The organism is Methanobrevibacter sp. V74 (genome assembly GCF_963082495.1).
In the GTDB taxonomy this organism is placed as follows: Archaea; Methanobacteriota; Methanobacteria; order Methanobacteriales; family Methanobacteriaceae; genus Methanocatella.
Map to the genome: position 1 here is coordinate 272,796 of NZ_CAUJAN010000003.1, position 20,627 is coordinate 293,422.

Here is a 20,627-nt window from a genome sequence, read left to right on the forward strand (position 1 = left end):
GCATGCAAGTTTATTTTAAAGATGGAAATGTTGCAACTAAAAATTTAACTCCAGGAATATCCGTTTATGGAGAAGAATTGATTAAAGAAGAGGAAGAATATAGAATTTGGAATCCTAGACGTTCCAAATTGGCAGCGGCACTTCTAAATGGATTATCAAATTTAGAGCTTGAGGATACTTCAAAAGTCTTATACCTTGGTGCTTCAACTGGAACAACCGTATCGCATATTTCAGATCTTGCAATTACTGGAAAAATATATGCAATCGAATTTTCACCCAATACAGCTAAAAAATTAGTTCGGCTTTCACGTCAACGACCTAATATTGCTCCAATTTTAGGAGATGCAACAAAACCTAAAGGATATCTGAACTATGTGGAAAATGTTGATTTAGTGTATTGTGATGTTGCTCAACCTACACAAACTGACTTGTTTATGAAAAACATGAATTTATTTTTAAAAGATAATGGAATGGGCATTATTACCATTAAAGCTAGAAGTATTGATGTAGTGCAAAAGCCTAAAAAGATCTTTAAAGAAGAAGAAAAGAAATTAAAAGAGAAAGGTTTTAAAATTATTGAAAAAGTAAAATTGGAACCTTATGAAAAAGACCATATCGCATTATTGGTAGAAAAAAATTTTTAATAAAAACTACTTAATTTTCAAGTGAATTAGATCCTGATAGAAGTCGGATGGGACACTTGAGCATGCAAAGTCTGCTACCTGTGATTTAAAATTATCTAATTCAGATTTTAATATTTGATTTTCATTTTCCATTGAAGGAACTTGGGAGACTTGACTGAAACTTTTCAGCATCTTTATTGTAACAGCAGGCAAATGTTTGACATATTCGTATTTTAAATCATCAGGATTTAACATGAAGCAAACCTGATTTGTTTCGCTCTTTGCTTTACCTTACAAATCATTTACATTATTTAAACTCATGCCACCATTATAATGCATATGCATGTAATTTACGAAGCATATGGATTTTATAGTTATTACCTTCAACTTTACCTAAATTTAATACATTATTTACCCTATGAATCTTAATTGAATATAGTCCATACTGTACTTAAATAACCTTAATTCATTAATAAAATCTCCATATATTAATATTAAGTAAGAATTAATTGTTGTTACTGATTTGGAACTTGAATAAGTTGTATAATATTTATTAGTCTTTTTTTTTTCAGATATTCCAAGTTGGAACAATATCAGTTTCTTTTAATAATATCGTTTATTGCTTCAGATACGTTTGTCTTATCAGTAAAATCCCGAATACTATTAATATAATCACCTATGATTAAATTGGCAGTCCTCTGAATGGCGTAACCATTAGAAGCTATAAAAAGAATTACAGTCCTAATTAAAGGACATTAAATGTTTATTAATTCTCTGATAATTTCTTTATCTGGCAAATCACAAAAATTCAATTATTTGAATTTTTTAATAGATTTGTGGTTTAATTTAGGAATATTGTAAAACCCAATATTCTAATATTTATAGATATTTAAGATAGGACTGGAGAAGGTTCAAAATGAAATATAATAATAGTTATTTAATATATATCCTCTATAACATATTAGTATTCTTCTTAATGAACATGACTTCCATTTTATTCTTTTATTTTCCTCCCCCTCGGATTTTAGGACGAATTCATATAAAGATTTCTCCATGTAGGAAGTGTAAATCTTCACTTCTTTTTGTATTATTTTCATGTTGCCTTTGAATAATTATTCCCACAGTGAATTTCATCAGATATTTGCTCGTCATTTATAATTTCACATTTATATTTTTGATTTTATAATAGGTTTGTGATAGATTTTTTGGCAAGAATTTTATTAAAAATACTTTACAATCAATGAATTATATAAACTAATAATTATTACTCCAATAGCTTTTTATACTATAAAATTAAACATAATAAATGCTAATGCAAATTACATAAAAGTTCATTAAAAAGTCCTTTAGGTTAATTCACTCTATTAATCACTCCATTTAACTAATACCTAAAGGAATGAACTTATTTTAAAAAAATACTTATTTTAAAAAAACTTTTTTTCAAAGAACTGATTTTATGTTTTCAATCTAAAAAGTATTACTTTAACATGCTTATTATTGCCTACATATTTGTTGAATTTATCAAAAGATTAAAATGTTAGAAAATAGTTGACAGTCATACTTTTAAACAAAATATAAAATTACATTTTAAAAATCAAATTGATATAAAAATATAATCAAAAAATAAACCTTTCACAAATCAATTTAGTTATACCAAAATTATCTCATATAATCTCAAAACGATTTAAATTTGCATCAATAATATAAAAATAATGATGCATAATTTTAATAGAAACATTGTTAATTATAAAATAATGAGTTGAAAAATACTAATTATAAAATTATCGATTATAAAAAATAAGTTTTAACCATGACATGCATGTAAACTTAGATCTTTTGCGAGATTACATCAAAAATACTTTTTGCAATCTCCATTTTAGAAGCCAAAGGTATTGTTAAAACCTCATCATCAACAATTAAAACCTCATTATTATCTGATCCGAACTGACAATTATCTTTTGAAATGTCATTAGCTATTACTAAGTCAGTTCCAGCATTAACCATTTGTCTTCTAGCGCACTCAATAATTTCCTCCCGTGAGATATTAAACTCCGCCTTAAATCCAACTAAAAATATATCAGGATTAATCTTTTTAATTTGGCGGATAATTTTAGTTGTTGGCTTTAAATTTAAAAATAACGAACTTGAAGAATCAATTTTTTTATCAGACTCTTGTCTAAATTCAAAATCGGAAACTGCAGCAGCAGATATGAAAATATCATGAGAAGGTATCAATTTCAAAATCTCATCATTCATTTCACTGCTGGTTTCAACTTGAATAACATTAAAAACAGAAGGAATGTCGACGCTAACATGAGCTACAACCAAGGTTAAATCCGCTCCACGAATATACGCTTCACGAGCAAGAGCCAAACCCATTTTGCCAGAGGATTTATTTGTAATGCCCCTCACAGAATCAATAGGTTCATAAGTCCCTCCAAAACTTATTAAAATCTTTTTACCTTTAATAATATCAATCCTTTTTGTTTAAATTAATAGTTCTTAATGATTCAAGAACAATATCATCTTTTAATGGGAATTTAGCTTTTCCTTCATCCATTCTGGGATTTATAAAAGATGCAGAACCCTCTTGTTTGATTTTATCAATATTTTCTTTAATTGCCTCATACATTGAATCATGCATTGATGGTACAAATAGAATTGGGGTGTCGTGTCCCTGAGCAGTGATTAAAAGAGTAGATATGGGATTGTCAGCAATTTTGTGAGCAAATTTAGAAATAGTGTTTGCTGTAGCTGGAGCAACTAATATTAAATCTTCCTGAGAATATTTAACATGCTCAATTTTGCCAGTTAATTTAGTAACTACACCATGCCCTGTTGCAAATTCCATTGCATTGGGATGGATGATTTCACATGCAGATTCACTCATGAAACATTTAACATCAATATCATTTCTTCTAAACTCGCGTGCCAATTTAATTGATTCGGTAGCTGCAATACTGCCAGTAACACATAAAATAATCATTAAACCACCTTAAGTTATTTTAATATCTGATAAAATATAATCAAATACATATAAACTAGCTTCAAATTGATCTGTTGGTGCACTGTATAAGATGGCATAAGCTTGGCCCCCTTTTTCAAACCAGACTGCTTTATGTTCTCTTTCAACACCATTCTCATTGGAAATGTAAACATATTCATAAGATTGCCTATCTCCAATAACAGAGCTTCCAGATGAAACTAAAGTAAACGATGAATCAGACTCCATAGATTTATAAGTTGAGTTAATAAATTGATTAAAATCCTCATCAAGTGGTTTTTTCTCAAAATTAATATTGACTTGGCCAACACCTGCAGAGTCAATTGAGTTTAATTTTGAAATAGACATGATAGTATAATTTGAATTTGCTTGAGAATAACCCCAATCTGAAGGATAATTTATAGTTAAACCTCCTTTAGATAATGTTTGAATAGTAGTTTTACTATTAGAATTATTACCAGCACTAACACTAGCAATTAAAAACAATATAAGGATTACTGCTATGATACTTCCTTTTAAAATTTTATCATTCATAAAAATCACCTGTTACATTGAGAATTATTCCCCATTACCTCCTTCAGACTCAGAACCTCCACCATTAGAGGAACTACCTCCAGACTCAGAACCTCCACCATTAGAGGAACTACCTCCAGACTCAGAACTTCCACTGCCATCTGTTCCTTGAGTATTATCAGTAGTTTTTTCGGTTGGTTGTTCTGTCGTGGTTTCAACATCTCCATTAGTATTCTCATCATTCGTATCGTCTACATAAGAATAATTTGAAGTATCAGTGACATTTGTAGTATTTACAACAGATACAATTTCAGGGAATGCTGTATCTTCAACAACAGCAACGACACTAGTATTAGACACTGATTCAGTATCTAAATTAAAAATACCATAAGCAACGCCTGCAGTAAATGCAACAACAAGTACAATTACCGCTATTAATTTAAAAGTGCTACTATTTCTTGATGATTTCTTCTTATTATATTTAACATCATCTTTTTTAGGATTTATAATATATTTTTGAACTAAATCTTGCTCTTGCTTTTTTTTATCTGTGGTAGGTTTTTTATTTCTTCTTTTATTAGTTTTAGGAGCAGATTTTCCTTGCATAGACCTTATTCTTTTAGTAGCTTCGACTGCATCAATAGAATTAAGTTTATCTTCATATTTAGAACGGAAATATCTATATTTTTCACCAGAAAGCTTACCAGATTTATAATCTGCATCCAAACTGCTCATTATTTGAAGAAGTTTATCTCTATCATCTGACATGCCTACCCCCCTGAATTATTATACTGTAAGTTATATTTAAACATCAATTTAAATGTTACTTAAAATTCCGGATATGAACCTAAAACTTTTAAAAAATAAGTATTATCCTCAATTTCTTCAAAAATACCTTTAATCAAATCCTCATTCTTATGACCTATAAAGTCAACAAAAAATAAATATTTGCCTAAACCTTTTCTAGATGGCCTAGATTCAATTTTTGTTAAGTTAATATTATTTTTTTGGAAAATTCCTAAAATATTATATAATCCGCCAGGACGGTCTTCATATATGGAAAAGATTATTGATGTCTTATCTCTGCCTGTAGGCTCATGATCATCATTTGAAACAACAATGAATCTTGTTTCATTATTATCTGTATCTTGAATATTTGTTTTAAGAATTTCTAAATCATACAACTCTGCAGCTTTTACATTCCCAATGGCCGCTTTAGATATATCTCCAATAATACTTTTTGCAGCATTTGCCGTGCTGACTGCATAATGAGGTCGTATTTTACTTTCCCGGATAAATTCCCTGCATTGGGCTATTGCTTGTGCATGAGAATAAATATTTTCAATATCTTCCATACTGCAACCAGGATTAACAATTAAGTTTTGATTAATGGGAATAATAAGTTCCCCACATATTTTTAAATCAAATTTATGAGCCAATGAATCTAAAGTTTCTCCAACTGGACCTTCAATAGAGTTTTCAATAGGAACAACACCATATTTAGTTTCATTATTTGAAACACTTTCCATCACCGCAGAAATAGTGCAATAGGGAATTAAATCATCGCTTAGCATATTAGCCGCTTGATGGGTAAATGTTCCTTTGGGACCTAGAAATGAAATTAATGTAATAATCACTCCCCCCCATTTTAAAAAAAAAAGATAGTTTAAGATTCTAATTTTTCAATCAGTCTTAAAATATCAGTCTGTGTTATAATACCAACGATTTCGTCATCATCAACAACCGGTAAACCATTGAAACCAGTTTCAATCATGATTTTAGCCACTTCAGAAATTGTAGCTTCTTTTGAAGTGAATTTTGGATTAGATGACATGACATCGCCTACCAAAACCTCTTTAATTTGAGATTTTTGATATTTTTCAGGTACTTTCTTTCTAAAGTCAATGAATGCTCTCATTAAATCTTTAGATGTGACAATACCTACAAGCCCTCCATCATCGACAACTGGGAGTCTGCCTACATGGGATTCAATCATTTGTCTTCTGGCATGAACAAGTCTTTCAGTTGATGAAACCTCAACCAAATCTTTAGTCATGATTTCTTTAACAACAATTTTATCAAAAGCGATTCCCACTGCAAGAGTAACAAAATCCGCCTTGGATACGATTCCAACCATTTTGTCATCTTCATCAATGACTGGAACAGAACCAATACCATTATCTAACATTAATCTTGCTACTTCGTCTAATTTCATTGTTTGAGGAACTGTAAATACTTCTTTAACCATTATGGATGAAATATGAAGTCTTGATGCAGGCATACTTTCATATTTTGAGGAACCAAGACTATTAGCAATATCCCTTTCAGAAATAATACCTACTAATTCTTTATTATTGGTTACCGGCAAACGTGAAATATTATGTTTACGTAATAACTTCAAAGCATCAGAAAGATTTTGATCTTTGTCTATGGTAATAATATCCTCAGACATCAAATTCTTAATTTGCATATTATCATCTCCTATTATAAGTTTAATATCTTTTAACTGCGTTTAATATATCTCTTTCAGTAATAATTCCCATGATTTGGTCATTTTTAACAACAGGAACTCCACCTATATTTTTTTCAGCAAAAAGTTCACATAACTCGCCAATACTCATAGTAGGTTCTACAGTAATTGGATCTTTAACCATGATGTCTGAAATTACGGTTTCTAATACATCAGTTGCTAAATTGGAATTCAAATGATCAAATAATTCTTTTGCATTTAAGAATTTTATAACATCGGTAGAAGTCAAGATTCCTAATAATTTTTTAGCTGCTTTAGAAATATCTGCTTCACCACCAACAACAGGAATTCTTCTTAAACCATTTCTTACCATGATTTTACATGCACCTTCCAAAGGTGTTCCTGGAGTTGTTGTGAAAACTTTAGGACTCATATAGTCCTGTACAGTTTCTTTACCTGCAACACCTGCCAAGGATAATGCAATATCTCTTTCGGTTACAATACCTGCAAGTTTTTCCTCATGGTCTAAAATAGGAATGGCTCCTAATTGATTATCTAACATTACATCTAAAGTTTCACCAAGTGAAGCTTTACTAGATACTGTTATTAAATCACGAGTCATAATTTCTTTAACAGGTTCATTAATTGCTGCCAAGAAGTTATCTTCGTATTTTTTCTCAATAATGTTAAATTTTTTCCCTCCACCAAAGAAATCTAATATATCCATTACAGTCACAATACCTAATAATTTGCCAGAACCTGGGTCAGTGATTGGCAATCTTCTAAATTCATGTTCCATCATTACTTTAGCAGTATCTTTGATACTTTTTGAAGGAGGAATGGAAATTACCTCCCTAGTTGCAATAGCCATGATGTCCCCTTCCCTATCATGAACTTTAGTTTCACGTTCAACTGCGCCTGTGTTTGATTTTCTATTAATAGATGTTTTATCTTTCATTTGCACACCTCTATTATTTACAATTACACATCAATAAAATAAAATCTCAATAATATTAAAAACAAAATTACTCAATATTCAAAATTTTATGAATTTGAGGAATGGTGGAAACTTCAAAATATTGCCCAACAACTTCGGAAAAAACAAATAATTTAGAATTAATGTCTTTCCATTCCCCTATAGGACTAGAAGGTTGGATAATTATTTTAAGATTGTTTTTGTTTGAAATATTTTGCGATAATTTTTCAACTACCTCTTCAAATGACTTTATTTTTGTTGATGGCAATATAACTACTTTACAATATACACTTATAGATTTTGAAATTAATAAATTTAGTGATTTAATTTCATTTAAAAAAATACTTTCATCAAAATCCCCATCAAAATGCTCAGGTAGCTTAATATCTAATGAAACTACGTCCAATTTTTCAATAGAGTCAATTTTATCTGACATTGTTCCATTAGTTTCAAGCATAATATTCAAATCAGTCCTATGTGATACGGCATTTATAAATTCTGCATAAAGTGCAGGTTCCCCTCCTGTAAATGAAATAGTCTTACAGTCAGGAGTTAAAATCTTATTAATTTGTGAAACCACTTCATCAGGAGTCATTAATTTACCAACAGACTCCGATTTACTATCTTCAGTATCACAGTAGTTGCAGTTCAAATTACATCCTGCAAATCTAACAAAAATTTGCCTTTCACCTATTAAAAGACCTTCACCTTGAAAGGATGAAAATATTTCAATGATTGGAGCTTTCATTATAACTCTTTCCTATATTCAGCACCTTGTCCAATTCCTTCATTTACACAGATTGCTATATATTCAAGATTATCATAGCTTTCAGCTAGTTTTTTAGCTAAGGATTCAGCGAAAAACTTAGATAATTCTTCAGCAGAAGAATATGGAAGAGGTAAAAACACACAATCCTCACAAGGAATAGTATATCCCTTACCATCAATTTTAAAAGAAACAGAGTTCTGCTTTTTCAAATTAAAAATTGAATCTTTTTTCTTATCAAAATCTTTGAATTCTATTAAATCATTGTAAACTGGAATTAGTAATCTGTGATCTAGTTCATCACAAATAGCTTTTGTATAACTTTTAACATCTTTAAAATCAACTACAAATTCGAATTTTCCTGTTCTTTCACCTTCTATTTCAACATCAACAAAATAAGAGTGTCCATGAATAAATCCGCAGGATTCATGCCCTGGAATTACATGAGCTGAGGAAAATCTTAAATTTGACTGAACACCATTGACTAAAATTTTCATACTAACACCTTTGTTTTACTTATATCATTTTCAATTGTTTCCAATTCATCAATGAATCTATTTACTGTAGTATCGATTAATTCTTTAACATTTTCTTTTGTGAATATTTGTTTGCCATTAACTTTAATATCATAAAGCCCGATTGTATCTACATCATCTGGAGTTCCTTTATCTTCTAGGTTTAAGGCAAAATGGATTTTGGCGGAGCTTAGAGAAACACTGGCTATTGAAATAGACAGCTTTCTGTTGTCCACGAAAATATCATCACCTTCTCTTTTGGTTGGAACACCATATTCAGTTAATATCTCTCTGAAAATCAATACAAGAAGCCTTTGTCTTAAATAAGCAACCCTCATGTTAGTTGGTTGCTGGTCAAAGAATTCGCAAATGAAATTGACCATGTAATTTGATTTGATTTCAAGACCTACATCAGCAAAGTCCTTTAAATTATCAGGGGCAATATTAACCGGACCAATCCAGGTTATGATTGAAGATCCATATATTCCAAACTCCTGAAATGCCCAGGACGGATCAATTTGGCTTCCATCATATTCAAATATTTCATCAATATGTTTATGGTTAATAGTCATAATAATACCTTTATGATTTTTAATTTACTTAATTACTTATTAATATTTATTTAAAGATATTAAAAAATTATGTATGTAACTTGTACCTTTGAAATAAAAAATCCCTTTATCCCCAAATCAAAAACTAAATTTAATAGATATTATAAATTATACACATAGGAGATATTATGCAACAAGTAAGAACAAGAGATTTTATCCATACTGCCGACGATTTATATTTCGCATCAACTAACTACCTTCACCCAGAAGACAGAATAATATCCTTTCTAAGATATATTCCAGACCCTGAAGGGGATCGTGAAAAAAACGGTAAAAGATATAGAAAAGTAGGCTCAGCTGAAGCTTACACTTATCTTAGAGAAAATCATCCTGATTATTTATACTTCAGTGATGTAACTAATGTTGAAATGATGGGAGTGCCATTGGATAAAGTTGAAAGAATCATTAAACCTGAAATGAGATTATTGGGTCTTAAGGATACTTTTGAAAAAGGAGGAGAAATTAAGAATCCTGAATTAATTGCCAAATTAATGGATGTTGCTGACTTTTTCCATTTTATGGCTGATATTCCATATGACCATTTAGGAATTTCAGGTTCCATTTTGCCAGGCCTTCAAAAAAGTGATGTGAGTGACCTGGACTTTGTTGTATACGGTCTAGATAACCACAGACGTGCAATAACTGCTTTTAAAGAACATAGAGGAAAAGAAGTTTATATCAAAGAAATTGACAAGTACATTACTGTACAAGGCATCACTGATGATTACTGGGATTTTGTATATAACAAAAGAATGAGCGATGAAAGTCTTACAAAAGAAGAATTTAGATGGTATGAAAATAGAAAAGCAAATCGTGGAACCATAAACGGAACATTGTTTGACATTTTAGCCACTAGAGATTATGATGAAATTGAAGGTGCTTGGGGAGATACTGTATATGAACCTCAAGGGACATCTCAAATTGAATGTGATATTGTAAGTGCTCTTGGAGCATTCGACAATCCTTCACTTTACACGATTGACAATGTAGAAATCCTTGATGGTGTAGATGTACCTTTAACTGAAGTAGTATCATTTACACACACTTATGCAGGCGAAGTAATAGATGGGGAGCATGTAATAGCTGAAGGCAAAATAGAAAAAGTAATTGTCAATGGTGAATTTGACCATTACAGATTAGTTGTTGGAACTACTAGAGAAGCTATTGATGAATATTTGAAACTCAAGGAAATTCCAAAGTGAACCATGCAATATTTGACTGAGTTTTAATGCTATTATTCAAATAAGCAAATCAAGAGCATACGAACAAACTAAAAAAAAAACCAAACTCCTACTCAAAATTGGTTAGGCTTAGAAATACTAGGGATAGTGAAATAGAAGTTATATTTATCTTAAAGATTTCATCTGATGTGAATAATAATTATAACTAATTATTTTATTATTAAAGGCACTTAATCGATTAATTTAACGGCATATTTCATCATCAACAATATTCATCATATATAATATCTATTGATTACTTTAATTTTAAATAAGCTATTATAAATTGATTATAATGTTAATTCTATTATTATTACAAAAAAAATAGAGGCTCTTTCAAAAACTAGGTGATTTAAGTATCTGCAAGTTTTTTATTAAAAACTTTTTCTTTGGAGTTATTTTCATAATTTAAAGCTAATTAACCAATTATTTTGAAAATTTTAAATGAATAGATTAATCGAAAAAACTATTTATCCCACAAGTTTTTGAAAGAGACAAAATAGAAATTGTGGAAACATTTAAATAGTGATGCATACATAAAACATTAAGTGAAAGATTCAGAAGGTAAAAGCCTCCAAGAGGTTTAGCCTCCTTTAGCTTCGTCGCCACAGGCGACGACATTATACTGCAAGGAGGTTCTTCAATCTTCAAATACTCTTTTTATAATACATCATCAAGTAAATCAATAAATAAAAAATCATCAAATTCTATGCTTTGAAATACAGGCCATACAATAATATCTACAATTTGAAGCCCCTTATGATTTACAGAATCTTCATGTTTAATATCAACATTATAGCCATCAACATTGTCTAAGATAGGTAAAAACATGTTGTTGAAGTTATCCACATATTTTTCTTTTGATTTACACTTATCTACGATTATTATTTATTTTTAATTCTTTTGATAATTCTGAAGCTATTGTATCATAAACTTATAATCATATTATTAGCTATTATATGGTTTGGGCGTTCTATTTCCATTGAGTTCCTTGGATTTATCAATTCTTTTCTTATGTATGGTTCTAGCTTTTTTTACTAATCTATCTACATGAACTTTAATTTCATCAACATTATCATCATTATCCCACCATAGTTTTTCAGCATAATTTCACAACTCCAAATTAAGTTTCTTTTTCTGAGAATCAGAGAATCTAAATGAAATATTCAACAAAAATCCATATATCCGCCTATTTTTTGATTAATTTCATCCCACAACTCACCATTATAAATTTCAGCACAAAATTAGTTTCAGCATATGAACTGTACGATTATATGCAACATTAATCAAATCTTCAATATAATCATTAGTGACCCCTTCAAATTATCTTTCCTAATATTTTTTTGTATAAGCTAATGATGTCCAAGGATAAACCATATTCATTCAATAATTCATTACCAACAATATAATCTTGGATTTTAGCAATATCATTTATTCTAGAAACATTATCAATTTCTGCTCTCATATCATTAACATTAGAAAGAAATCTTGTAATTTCATCCTATTAAGTTAAAAGCATTACCTACACCATGAAGAGATAACTAGAAAAATCTATCATCCTCTTAAGATCTAATCTGCAATTTCTTGCTCAGCTTCTTCAAGCAAGGTTTCAAGAGTTTTTTGATGGTACCCAACATATCGATTTAGACATACCAAATACTTCGTTGAGTCGATTCTTTTATTCCATTCTCCATACAAAATCGTATAAACTTAGGATCCTTCCAGATATCATAACTGATAAGGCGATATAGACATATAAATCATTAGTTAAATATTATACGGTTCATATCTAGACTTAAAGAAATTCCTGCTTAAAACCAAATTCCCCTCCCAAATTGTCGGAGCATTAATTTTATTTCTATTTTTTAAACAGTTTACAATTTAGCTAATTCCATTTTTTTCAAACGAATATTATCCAATTAAAAAAATATCCAATTAATAAAATATTCAATAATTTTTAAATAAATACAAATCAAAATTGCCAAAATCAATACAAATAATATATAAACTTCAAAAGTAAATATAAATGTATTAATTTAATGTGATAAAATGACAGAAACTAAAAAATCAGAATGGAATAGCAATATCACATTTGTCATGGCGATGATTGGCTCTGCTGTTGGACTTGGAAACATTTGGCGTTTCCCAAATGTATTATACTCCAATGGTGGAGGATCCTTTATGATTCCTTATATCATATCATTATTCCTTTTAGGAATCTCATTCGTTCTTGTTGAATACGCTGTTGGATTCAAGTTTAAAAAATCATTAGCACAGATATTATATTTCATTAAAGAAAAATTAGAGCCAGTAGCATGGTTCGTTTTATTAATTGTGTTTTTAATAACCACCTATTACGTTTGTGTAGTGGGATGGGATTTAATTTATGTTGTATTAAGTTTAACAAAAGCATGGGGATCAAATCCTGATGTATACTTCTCAAGTAATGTATTGCAGGCAACCGATACAATTGCTGGAATAACTACTATTGTTCCAACTGTGTTAGCTTCAATATTTGTTATTTGGTTTTTATTATGGTTTATTCTTAAAAGAGATTTGAACGAAGGAATTGGCAATGTAAGTAAGATATTACTTCCAATTTTATGTGCAATTGTAGTTATAATTGTAGCATTCTCTTTAACATTGCCTGGAGCGTCAATAGGTTATACTCAGATATTTACACCTGACTGGTCCGCCCTTACTAACCTGAATGTATGGTTGGCCGCATTTGGACAAATTGTATTTTCCTTAAGTTTAGGTATGGCAATAGCTCTAACTTATGCTAGTTACTTGCCATCAGGCTCAAAATTAGTTGATAATGCAGTAGTTGTTGCCTTTTCAAACTCCGGATTTGAAATATTTAATTCAATTGGAATCTTTTCAATTTTAGGATTCATGGCAATGAGTACTGGAATTCCATTTAATAAACTTGTTACCGAAGGAACCGGACTTGCATTTGTAGTTTTCCCACAAGTATTCAATATTATGGGACCATGGGCATCTTTAATTGGGCCATTATTCTTTTTATGCATTTTATTTGCAGGACTTACCTCTGCAATGGCACTTCTTGAAGGAGTATGTTACTCAGTTTCAGAAAAATTCCTTATTGAACGTAAAAAGACTGCAACCATAGTTTGTATTATTGGATTTCTAATTTCAACAATATTTGCAACAGGAGCAGGAAGTCTTATTTTAGGAGTATTCGATGCATTCTTAAATAATTTCGCATTATTATTCGCAATACTCATTGAATGTATTATATTCGGTTGGATTTACAAGTTTGATGAGTTAATTAAAACCTTAAATGATAATTCAAGAATTAAAGTTGGTAAAACTTGGAAAGCTGTAATTAAATACATATTACCTATTTGTATATTAGGCCTTTGGATTCAAGGAGTTTATTCAACAATAACTACCGCAGATAGTAGCAGTTTGACAATCATGGCAATATTGTCTGTTATATTAATTGTTGTGCCAATTGTCTTTGCAAAATTACCTGCCCGTAACAAAAATTTCTTTAATCCAGAAAATTGATTTAAATAGTTAAATTATTAACTATTTACTTTTTTTATTTTATTTTAAACAATTTACTTCGTTTATAACTTCTTATTTTAAATATCATTATAGTAATACTAATTATAAAGATTTTAAGAGGTTATAAAATGATAAAAGTATCTTCAATAAAACAATATATGTACTGTCCTTTGAAGTTATACCACCAAAACCACATAGATACTAAAGAAAACAAAGATTATCGCCTTATAATTGAAATTAAAAAGCTTAAAATTGATATTCAAGATTTAATTGAGAAAAACATGCGCAAAATCAAAAAAGACATGACAATTAGTGAAATTGAAAGCATTTTATCTGAAAATATTGATTCGTACATCAAAAGCACTGCAACTTCAATAAAATCAATGAATTTAAATCTTGAATCATCACAGATTAATGAAATTATTGACAATACATATTTTAAAATTAAAACAATGGCTCTAAGAGTAAAACAATCAATGACCATTCTTGATAAACATGCATATGAAATAATTGATATGTTTTTTCCAAATTGCATGTATTCCTTTTTAATTAAAAACACAAGTCTTGGAATAATTGGAATGTGTGATAAAATAGAAATAATTGATGGCGAATATTACCCAATACTTTTAAAAAGCGGTAAACCTCCACTTAAAGGTGTTTGGAATCAAGATGCGATTGAACTCGTAAGTAATGCAATATTGATTGAAGAAGAATTTAACACAGATGTATATGTTGGTTTTGTGGATTATGAAAAAATAGGAGACCGACGTCCGGTGATAATGAATGTTGAACTGAGAAAAAGCTATTTTGACATTCTTCGTGAAGTTAAAGAGATAATCAATAATAAAAAACTTCCAAAGACTAAAATAAATCTGAAAAAATGTGAAAAATGTAAATACAAAGATATTTGTGACAAAAATGAATAAGATAGGGGATTAGAAATAATCCCCCTATATGTCCATAAATATGAATTTAAAATTTAATATTATTCCCTAAGCGAGTTATATCAAAGACAGCTGTATCAGCAATAGACATTACAGCTAAAACACCAGCCTGAACAGGATCAGTAATGATTAAATCAGCATATTCAGTAACGCTTCCAGGCATATTTAAACAAATAACAATTAAATTACCTTGTTCTTTTACTTTACGAACGGCTTCTGTGATTTCTCCACCCATAATTGAACCGGCAAGGACTAAAGCACTAACACGAGGAAGTCTTGAGATAGCTTCAACAGCTTCAGCCAAATCACTTTCACCAACCAGAGGGATTGTATCAATACTAATGCGTTCTCCACGTATATTATGCCTATCAGCTTCAGTAATTGCACCCATTGCTACTTGTGATACTTGTGCTCCACCACCGACAATGATAATACGTTTTCCATAAATATCCAATTGAGAACCATGCAGCTCAATTGATTTTACTTCATTAATTTTATCCAAATCTTCAATTAGGGCATCAATATCTTCAACTTGCTCAAGTTCTATATTAACAGAACCAATGTTATTTTTTTCAACAAAAAGGTGAACATAACTAATATTAGCACCATGATCAGCGATAACATCAGTAATGTCATCTAAAACACCCGTTTTTTCATCTGATTTAATCGTTAAAGTATAATCACTCATTTTTTGGCCTTATTTTATCAAGTTCTGCATGTGCTCTTTTCCACATGCTTAAAAAATTATCATTAAAACTAACCGGAAGCACATCAAGACCTAAATCCCTATGCTCCTGAATCCATTCCTCACGAAATACAGGTATCTCCACTTTAATTGGTTCAGAGGTTTTATTTATAATTATAAGATTTCTGTAGGGAAAATCCCATTCTACAATATATCCTCCAAGACTTACCATGTGATACGGTCTCATAACAAACTTCATAAATAATCCTCCTTATAATAATCCAATTACAATAGCTAAAATTCCAAGTAATGTAGCGCCTAAAATAGATGGCAATAACTGTCTATTTGTAAATACTGGAGCAAATGCAGAAAATATTCCCATCATAAATACCAATATTAATGCTACTGCAATATTTATTAAGATTCCCCATGACAAAATTGTCGGTGGAATTCCAATGAACAATACTGAAAATACCGCACCAAGTACAAACATGAAGAATCCTCTTGTTACAACAACAACTGCACGATATTTAGCTGCATATTCCATATATGGCCCTTCAATTACATCAGATTTAGCTTTGATAATTGAAAATGGATACTCGTTTAATATAATCATGTAACCAATGAAAAATACAATTGCTGCGATTCCACCAGCTACTGTGAATAAGAATGGCCCATGTACTTGCTGAAAAGTTACTATATCTTGTAAGAAAATGCTTCTTGAAGAAGTAATAGGTGCAAATAATGCCAAATATAGTGGAAATGAAGCATATGTAATCATTCTAAGTGATCTTCTTGCACTTATATCTTCAATAAAAGAACGATTTGCATTAGTGTGAGCTGCTCCTTTAATTTGATCTGGAAATGGCATATTAACTGACATTACAGATTTAGACAATGCTCCCATCAATACATAACATATTTCCTCTACCTTTAAAAATCCAACAATGGCCACTAAGCTTGAAAGTGCTGGGATTTTATAAGCTTCAGGAGTTAATGCGATTAAAACACATAAAACTACAATAAAACATATTATTGGCAGAGCTTTGTATAATCCTGGAACAGGAGATGAAACTTCAACATTCTCTTTAAACATGAATTTAATTGGAGCCATTATTCCTGGAGACGTTACAGGAGGCCCGATTCTTTGTTGGATTCTTGCATGAATATATTTTCTTTCAATTCCCGGAAGCAATGTTGATATTATAAAACAGACAAATACTGTAAGAGCTACTGCAAGAACCGAATTTATAATTGTATTTTCAAACATTGTCTACCTCCTAATTATTTCAATCGATCTATCGCTGCAAGTGAAACATGGATCACATTGCACGATACATAATTGTGCATCTGTAATTTGATCACCAATACAAGCATATTGCATTGCACCAATATTTGACATTGAAGGTGTTCTTATAATTGAATGCCTTACCCTTCCACTTTCTAGGGCATATGAATGATATAGAGTTCCTCTTGGAACTTCAATGTAACTTTGAATAATGTCGGTATCAAACATTTCCCAATCACGATTTACTACTTTACCTTCTGGAATGTTTGCAATAGCTTGCCTAATAATTTTAATTGACTCTACTGATTCCAATGCCCTCATAACCAAATTTGATTTAACGTCTCCATCAGGTTGAGTGACAACATTAAAGTCAAAATCTTCATATTCAAACATTGTTGTTCTCAAATCCCTTGCAACGCCAGTAGCTCTAAGAGTTGGTCCGGTAACCGCTAGTTCGATAGCTTGTTTTTGAGGAAGCACCCCCACACCAGTTATCCTTGATAAAACTATAGAATCTCCTAAAAATCTTTCGGTAAAAGAGTTAAGTGCCTCTTCTAATTTATCCATATCATTTTTAAGTCTTAATATTTTAGCCTCATCCAAATCACATCTCGGCCTTACTCCGCCAATAACTGAACATCCGTATTGTACACGATTTCCTCCAATCATTGCAAGCAATTCCATTACGATTTCTCTCATGTAGAATACTCTCATTGAAAATGTTTCATGAGACAACACTTCACAACCATGCGCCAAATACAAGAAATGTGAATGTAAACGTTCAAGTTCACCCATAATTACACGAATATGCTTAGCCCTATCTGTAATTTCAATGCCCAATCCCATTTCAGCAGTTCTGCATGAATTCCATATATGTGAATTGGAACAAATTCCACAAACCTTTTCAGTAAGAGCATTTGCCTTTTCAACTGGAAGGCCTTCCATAATCCTTTCTATTCCCCTATGATTAACACCAATAGTTATTTCAGCTTCTTGAATAATTTCATCTTCTACAAAAAACCTTACCCTATATGGTTCCAATGCAGCAGGGTGAACTGTACCCATTGGAATTTCTGTTTCAATAATATTGCTTGTCGGTACTTTTTTATCCATCTAATCCCCTCCTAGTCCGCATCTAATAATTTAGGTAAAAGTGATACAACTCCAGCTAAAACATCCTGAGGCCTTACAGCACACCCCGGAACTTTTGCATCAACAGGTATAATATTTTCGACTGGTCCTTCAATTTCTTCAGAAGGAATGTCGCTATAACAATTCTTATAAACACCACCCATTAAAGCGCAACTTCCAGCAGCCACCACCAATTTTGGATTAGGAATAGCTTCATAAATTGCCTCTAACGGTTTTCTATTTAAATGTGTAACCGGTCCTGTTACCACCAGCACATCAGCTTCACGAGGATTCCAAGTTAAAAACACTTTATATTGCTCAGCATCAAAACGAGGAGATAAAATTGTATTAACAATCTCAATATCGCAACCATTACATCCCCCTGTATAAACCAGCAGGACATGTATTGCTCTTGCTCTTGAAAATGATTTAATTCCCATTTAATCACCCTCCTCCCTATTTTTCAATACTGTTTTATCAGATAAGTATTGTGCAATAAATTTAAGTTTATCATCTGAAATTTTAAATGGATGATTTAATGCTTCTGTTATGTCAACTTCCTGATCTCCAACATTATTTGGATGTATTGTTCCTTTTTCGCCATAAAGTGAATAAACAGGACAGAAATCATGACAATAATAACATACAACACATTTTTCAAGATTAATTTCAGGCACTTCAATTTTAACCCAGTTCTCAGTTAATTTAACAGGTTTTTTTAATTTTTTCATCTCAATTGCACCTGTCGGACAGACATTTGAACAACCTGCACATCCAATACAGGCTTTTTCATCAACTCTATCGTCAACTTTTACTGACAATGTTGCAACTTGATTTCTCATATCCATATCTGTAACTCTATCAGCTGCAAAAAAGATTCTTTTAAAGTTAGTAAAAGCTCCTTCTAAAGCTATTCTAAGTATGCTGCTCATTTAAATACCCTCTATTGAATCTTTAAAATTTCTTTCAAATAAAAATGCCCTTGCAGGACATGCGTTCTTACATGCGCCACAGTAAATACAATTTTCATCATTAACTACGTAATTACCATCAACTTTATCAATTGCATCATATGAACAAATTCTATAACAAACCCCACAATGCATACATAATTCCTGTTCAATGAAGTTAAATCCATCTTTAATTTCATTTTTATACATTGTTGATTTAGGAATTGCATCAACCGGACAGTGAACTGCACAATTTTCACATAATATACATTTATCAAGATTAACAGAAATCTTTCCCCTGTGCAATGTAATGGCTTCTTCCTGACATACTTCCACACAAATCCCACAGGAGATGCATTCCTCAGATACACTCCCATTCCATGTTTGAGTCATAAATAAACGCGCATTTTCCTCATCACAAACCTGCACACATTTCCCGCAGCTTACACAGAAACCTGCTAATGTAGGAAACTCTTCATCTTTATGCTCATCATAAATAAACATTTCGCCATCTTCACGTAATGTATGGACAGGACAATGACTTATTGCCCGGTCATGAGTAACATTTTCCGTATCAACAGTTGGATCATATCTTAATTTTCCTTCAACGTTTCTAAGTGATTCATTTTCACATAAATTTGCACATAATCCGCAATTTAGACAAGATACGATTTTTCCAGTTGCTTTTTGATTTAATTTATTGACAACAATCTTAAAGTCATCTAGAGAAATCGCATCGTGAGGACAAGCCTTCAAACAATTAAGACAAAGAGTACAGGTAGAAGTATCTACCAATTGATGTTTGTTCATTGATTGATTTGGACAAACGTCAGCACATAATCTGCATTCTCTACAAATTCCTTCATCCCTATCTACTTTAACATGAATTGCACCATTCGGACAGTATTCTTCACATCTGCCACATAAAATACATTTATCTATATCAGTTCCAAAGTAAGTTCTTGAAACTTCTTTGATTTTATTTTCAGTTTTATGAGGCACATTATCCAATGGCGGATTTAAAATATTAAATGCTTTAATTAAGGAAAGCTGCTTTTCTTTTTCAAGTTCGAAACCATCTACACGACATTCAGGATATTGCTCTGCACATACTCCACAACGAGAACATATACCATAAACTACTCCATCTTCTATGGTAATGTTGTTTGTAGGGCAATTGTACATACACATTCCACAACCATTACATTTGGCTCTGTCTACAACATATCCTCCATAGCTATTTTTAAATATTGCATGGTTTGGGCAGTTTTTATAACAAATTCCACAAGTAAGACAACTAAATGGAATGCCATTAATTAATCTAATAGATTTTGTAGGGCATGATTTAATACAGTCTTCGTTTTTTTCACATATATTAGTCGATAAAAACATTATAA

The 20,627-nt window shown here is 30.9% G+C and carries 24 protein-coding genes; 4 read left to right on the forward strand and 20 right to left on the reverse strand.

Features of this window, described 5'->3' with window-relative positions; genetic code table 11:
* Nucleotides 1-2 precede the first annotated feature (2 nt).
* Nucleotides 3-644 (forward strand): fibrillarin-like rRNA/tRNA 2'-O-methyltransferase, encoded by a 642-nt coding sequence (locus tag Q9969_RS06340; protein WP_305555540.1) that lies wholly within the window; start codon nt 3-5, stop codon nt 642-644.
* 6 nt (nt 645-650) lie between these two features.
* Here Q9969_RS06340 and Q9969_RS06345 read toward each other — a convergent pair whose 3' ends face one another.
* The 11 genes from Q9969_RS06345 to Q9969_RS06395 all read right to left on the reverse strand — a co-directional run bounded on the left by Q9969_RS06345 (nt 651) and on the right by Q9969_RS06395 (nt 9,439).
* Entirely contained in the window at nt 651-878 is a 228-nt protein-coding gene (locus tag Q9969_RS06345) for a hypothetical protein (RefSeq protein ID WP_305555543.1), read from the reverse strand.
* A gap of 1,572 nt (nt 879-2,450) precedes the next feature.
* Nucleotides 2,451-3,035 carry a phosphopantothenoylcysteine decarboxylase gene (locus Q9969_RS06350; RefSeq protein ID WP_305555547.1) on the reverse strand — a complete coding sequence of 195 codons (585 nt, stop codon included), beginning with the start codon at nt 3,033-3,035 and terminating at the stop codon, nt 2,451-2,453.
* Between the two features lie 61 nt (nt 3,036-3,096).
* Entirely contained in the window at nt 3,097-3,609 is a 513-nt protein-coding gene (locus Q9969_RS06355; RefSeq protein WP_305515014.1) for a flavoprotein, read from the reverse strand.
* A gap of 9 nt (nt 3,610-3,618) precedes the next feature.
* Complete coding sequence (locus tag Q9969_RS06360; protein ID WP_305515016.1) at nt 3,619-4,161, reverse strand: hypothetical protein; 543 nt, start codon at nt 4,159-4,161, stop codon at nt 3,619-3,621.
* Nucleotides 4,162-4,185: 24 nt separating this feature from the next.
* A complete protein-coding gene (locus Q9969_RS06365; RefSeq protein ID WP_305515018.1) occupies nt 4,186-4,908 on the reverse strand; it encodes an endoglucanase in 723 nt (240 codons plus the stop codon).
* A gap of 59 nt (nt 4,909-4,967) precedes the next feature.
* Nucleotides 4,968-5,774, reverse strand: coding sequence for a prephenate dehydratase (gene pheA / locus Q9969_RS06370; protein WP_305555743.1), 807 nt, complete (start codon nt 5,772-5,774; stop codon nt 4,968-4,970).
* 32 nt (nt 5,775-5,806) lie between these two features.
* Nucleotides 5,807-6,610: a CBS domain-containing protein gene (locus tag Q9969_RS06375; protein ID WP_305515020.1), complete on the reverse strand. Its 804-nt coding sequence runs from the start codon at nt 6,608-6,610 to the stop codon at nt 5,807-5,809.
* Between the two features lie 22 nt (nt 6,611-6,632).
* A complete protein-coding gene (locus tag Q9969_RS06380) occupies nt 6,633-7,568 on the reverse strand; it encodes a CBS domain-containing protein (RefSeq protein WP_305515022.1) in 936 nt (311 codons plus the stop codon).
* Nucleotides 7,569-7,635: 67 nt separating this feature from the next.
* Nucleotides 7,636-8,334 carry a 7-carboxy-7-deazaguanine synthase QueE gene (locus Q9969_RS06385; protein ID WP_305515024.1) on the reverse strand — a complete coding sequence of 233 codons (699 nt, stop codon included), beginning with the start codon at nt 8,332-8,334 and terminating at the stop codon, nt 7,636-7,638.
* Nucleotides 8,334-8,849: a 6-carboxytetrahydropterin synthase gene (locus Q9969_RS06390; protein ID WP_305555550.1), complete on the reverse strand. Its 516-nt coding sequence runs from the start codon at nt 8,847-8,849 to the stop codon at nt 8,334-8,336. The genes Q9969_RS06385 and Q9969_RS06390 overlap by 1 nt, the downstream gene beginning before the upstream one ends.
* Entirely contained in the window at nt 8,846-9,439 is a 594-nt protein-coding gene (locus Q9969_RS06395; protein WP_305515026.1) for a DUF366 family protein, read from the reverse strand. The genes Q9969_RS06390 and Q9969_RS06395 overlap by 4 nt, the downstream gene beginning before the upstream one ends.
* Before the next feature lie 167 nt (nt 9,440-9,606).
* Between Q9969_RS06395 and Q9969_RS06400 the strand changes: the two genes are divergently transcribed.
* On the forward strand, nt 9,607-10,680 hold the full coding sequence (locus Q9969_RS06400) for a DNA polymerase subunit beta (protein WP_305515028.1): 1,074 nt from the start codon (nt 9,607-9,609) through the stop codon (nt 10,678-10,680).
* 678 nt (nt 10,681-11,358) lie between these two features.
* Here the strand turns inward: Q9969_RS06400 and Q9969_RS06405 are convergent.
* Nucleotides 11,359-11,586 carry a DUF3800 domain-containing protein gene (locus Q9969_RS06405; RefSeq protein WP_342765958.1) on the reverse strand — a complete coding sequence of 76 codons (228 nt, stop codon included), beginning with the start codon at nt 11,584-11,586 and terminating at the stop codon, nt 11,359-11,361.
* Between the two features lie 430 nt (nt 11,587-12,016).
* Nucleotides 12,017-12,163 (reverse strand): hypothetical protein, encoded by a 147-nt coding sequence (locus Q9969_RS06410; RefSeq protein WP_305515538.1) that lies wholly within the window; start codon nt 12,161-12,163, stop codon nt 12,017-12,019.
* A 584-nt stretch (nt 12,164-12,747) separates the two neighbouring features.
* Between Q9969_RS06410 and Q9969_RS06415 the strand changes: the two genes are divergently transcribed.
* Nucleotides 12,748-14,232, forward strand: a complete 1,485-nt coding sequence (locus Q9969_RS06415) for a sodium-dependent transporter (protein WP_305515542.1) — start codon at nt 12,748-12,750, stop codon at nt 14,230-14,232.
* A gap of 128 nt (nt 14,233-14,360) precedes the next feature.
* A complete protein-coding gene (cas4, locus tag Q9969_RS06420; RefSeq protein WP_305555553.1) occupies nt 14,361-15,158 on the forward strand; it encodes a CRISPR-associated protein Cas4 in 798 nt (265 codons plus the stop codon).
* A gap of 46 nt (nt 15,159-15,204) precedes the next feature.
* On the opposite strand, the gene Q9969_RS06425 is transcribed toward cas4, so the two are convergent.
* Genes Q9969_RS06425 through Q9969_RS06455 form a run of 7 tightly spaced genes read right to left on the reverse strand, consistent with a single transcriptional unit; the run spans nt 15,205 to nt 20,622 of the window.
* Nucleotides 15,205-15,864 (reverse strand): DUF5612 domain-containing protein, encoded by a 660-nt coding sequence (locus Q9969_RS06425; protein WP_305515547.1) that lies wholly within the window; start codon nt 15,862-15,864, stop codon nt 15,205-15,207.
* Nucleotides 15,857-16,120, reverse strand: coding sequence for an energy-converting hydrogenase B subunit P (locus Q9969_RS06430; protein WP_305515549.1), 264 nt, complete (start codon nt 16,118-16,120; stop codon nt 15,857-15,859). The genes Q9969_RS06425 and Q9969_RS06430 overlap by 8 nt, the downstream gene beginning before the upstream one ends.
* 12 nt (nt 16,121-16,132) lie before the next feature.
* The gene (locus Q9969_RS06435; protein WP_305515551.1) at nt 16,133-17,131 is read right to left on the reverse strand and encodes an NADH-quinone oxidoreductase subunit H; all 999 of its coding nucleotides are present in this window, start codon (nt 17,129-17,131) and stop codon (nt 16,133-16,135) included.
* A gap of 3 nt (nt 17,132-17,134) precedes the next feature.
* Nucleotides 17,135-18,262, reverse strand: coding sequence for a nickel-dependent hydrogenase large subunit (locus Q9969_RS06440; RefSeq protein ID WP_305515553.1), 1,128 nt, complete (start codon nt 18,260-18,262; stop codon nt 17,135-17,137).
* Between the two features lie 11 nt (nt 18,263-18,273).
* Nucleotides 18,274-18,720, reverse strand: a complete 447-nt coding sequence (locus Q9969_RS06445; RefSeq protein WP_305515554.1) for an NADH-quinone oxidoreductase subunit B family protein — start codon at nt 18,718-18,720, stop codon at nt 18,274-18,276.
* Nucleotides 18,721-19,212 (reverse strand): 4Fe-4S binding protein, encoded by a 492-nt coding sequence (locus tag Q9969_RS06450; protein WP_305515556.1) that lies wholly within the window; start codon nt 19,210-19,212, stop codon nt 18,721-18,723.
* Nucleotides 19,213-20,622 (reverse strand): 4Fe-4S binding protein, encoded by a 1,410-nt coding sequence (locus tag Q9969_RS06455; RefSeq protein WP_305555556.1) that lies wholly within the window; start codon nt 20,620-20,622, stop codon nt 19,213-19,215.
* Between the last annotated feature and the right edge of the window lie 5 nt (nt 20,623-20,627).

Coding starts and splice junctions, on each gene's coding strand:
- cas4 (WP_305555553.1), top strand. CDS start 14,361: ATGATAAAAGTATCTTCAATAAAACAATATATGTACTGTCCTTTGAAG.
- Q9969_RS06355 (WP_305515014.1), bottom strand. CDS start 3,609: ATGATTATTTTATGTGTTACTGGCAGTATTGCAGCTACCGAATCAATT.
- Q9969_RS06440 (WP_305515553.1), bottom strand. CDS start 18,262: ATGGATAAAAAAGTACCGACAAGCAATATTATTGAAACAGAAATTCCA.
- Q9969_RS06395 (WP_305515026.1), bottom strand. CDS start 9,439: ATGACTATTAACCATAAACATATTGATGAAATATTTGAATATGATGGA.
- Q9969_RS06445 (WP_305515554.1), bottom strand. CDS start 18,720: ATGGGAATTAAATCATTTTCAAGAGCAAGAGCAATACATGTCCTGCTG.
- Q9969_RS06410 (WP_305515538.1), bottom strand. CDS start 12,163: ATGAGAGCAGAAATTGATAATGTTTCTAGAATAAATGATATTGCTAAA.
- Q9969_RS06450 (WP_305515556.1), bottom strand. CDS start 19,212: ATGAGCAGCATACTTAGAATAGCTTTAGAAGGAGCTTTTACTAACTTT.
- Q9969_RS06430 (WP_305515549.1), bottom strand. CDS start 16,120: ATGAAGTTTGTTATGAGACCGTATCACATGGTAAGTCTTGGAGGATAT.
- Q9969_RS06390 (WP_305555550.1), bottom strand. CDS start 8,849: ATGAAAATTTTAGTCAATGGTGTTCAGTCAAATTTAAGATTTTCCTCA.
- Q9969_RS06340 (WP_305555540.1), top strand. CDS start 3: ATGCAAGTTTATTTTAAAGATGGAAATGTTGCAACTAAAAATTTAACT.
- Q9969_RS06385 (WP_305515024.1), bottom strand. CDS start 8,334: ATGAAAGCTCCAATCATTGAAATATTTTCATCCTTTCAAGGTGAAGGT.
- Q9969_RS06435 (WP_305515551.1), bottom strand. CDS start 17,131: ATGTTTGAAAATACAATTATAAATTCGGTTCTTGCAGTAGCTCTTACA.
- Q9969_RS06400 (WP_305515028.1), top strand. CDS start 9,607: ATGCAACAAGTAAGAACAAGAGATTTTATCCATACTGCCGACGATTTA.
- Q9969_RS06380 (WP_305515022.1), bottom strand. CDS start 7,568: ATGAAAGATAAAACATCTATTAATAGAAAATCAAACACAGGCGCAGTT.
- Q9969_RS06345 (WP_305555543.1), bottom strand. CDS start 878: ATGTTAAATCCTGATGATTTAAAATACGAATATGTCAAACATTTGCCT.
- Q9969_RS06365 (WP_305515018.1), bottom strand. CDS start 4,908: ATGTCAGATGATAGAGATAAACTTCTTCAAATAATGAGCAGTTTGGAT.
- Q9969_RS06415 (WP_305515542.1), top strand. CDS start 12,748: ATGACAGAAACTAAAAAATCAGAATGGAATAGCAATATCACATTTGTC.
- Q9969_RS06375 (WP_305515020.1), bottom strand. CDS start 6,610: ATGCAAATTAAGAATTTGATGTCTGAGGATATTATTACCATAGACAAA.
- Q9969_RS06425 (WP_305515547.1), bottom strand. CDS start 15,864: ATGAGTGATTATACTTTAACGATTAAATCAGATGAAAAAACGGGTGTT.
- Q9969_RS06455 (WP_305555556.1), bottom strand. CDS start 20,622: ATGTTTTTATCGACTAATATATGTGAAAAAAACGAAGACTGTATTAAA.
- Q9969_RS06360 (WP_305515016.1), bottom strand. CDS start 4,161: ATGAATGATAAAATTTTAAAAGGAAGTATCATAGCAGTAATCCTTATA.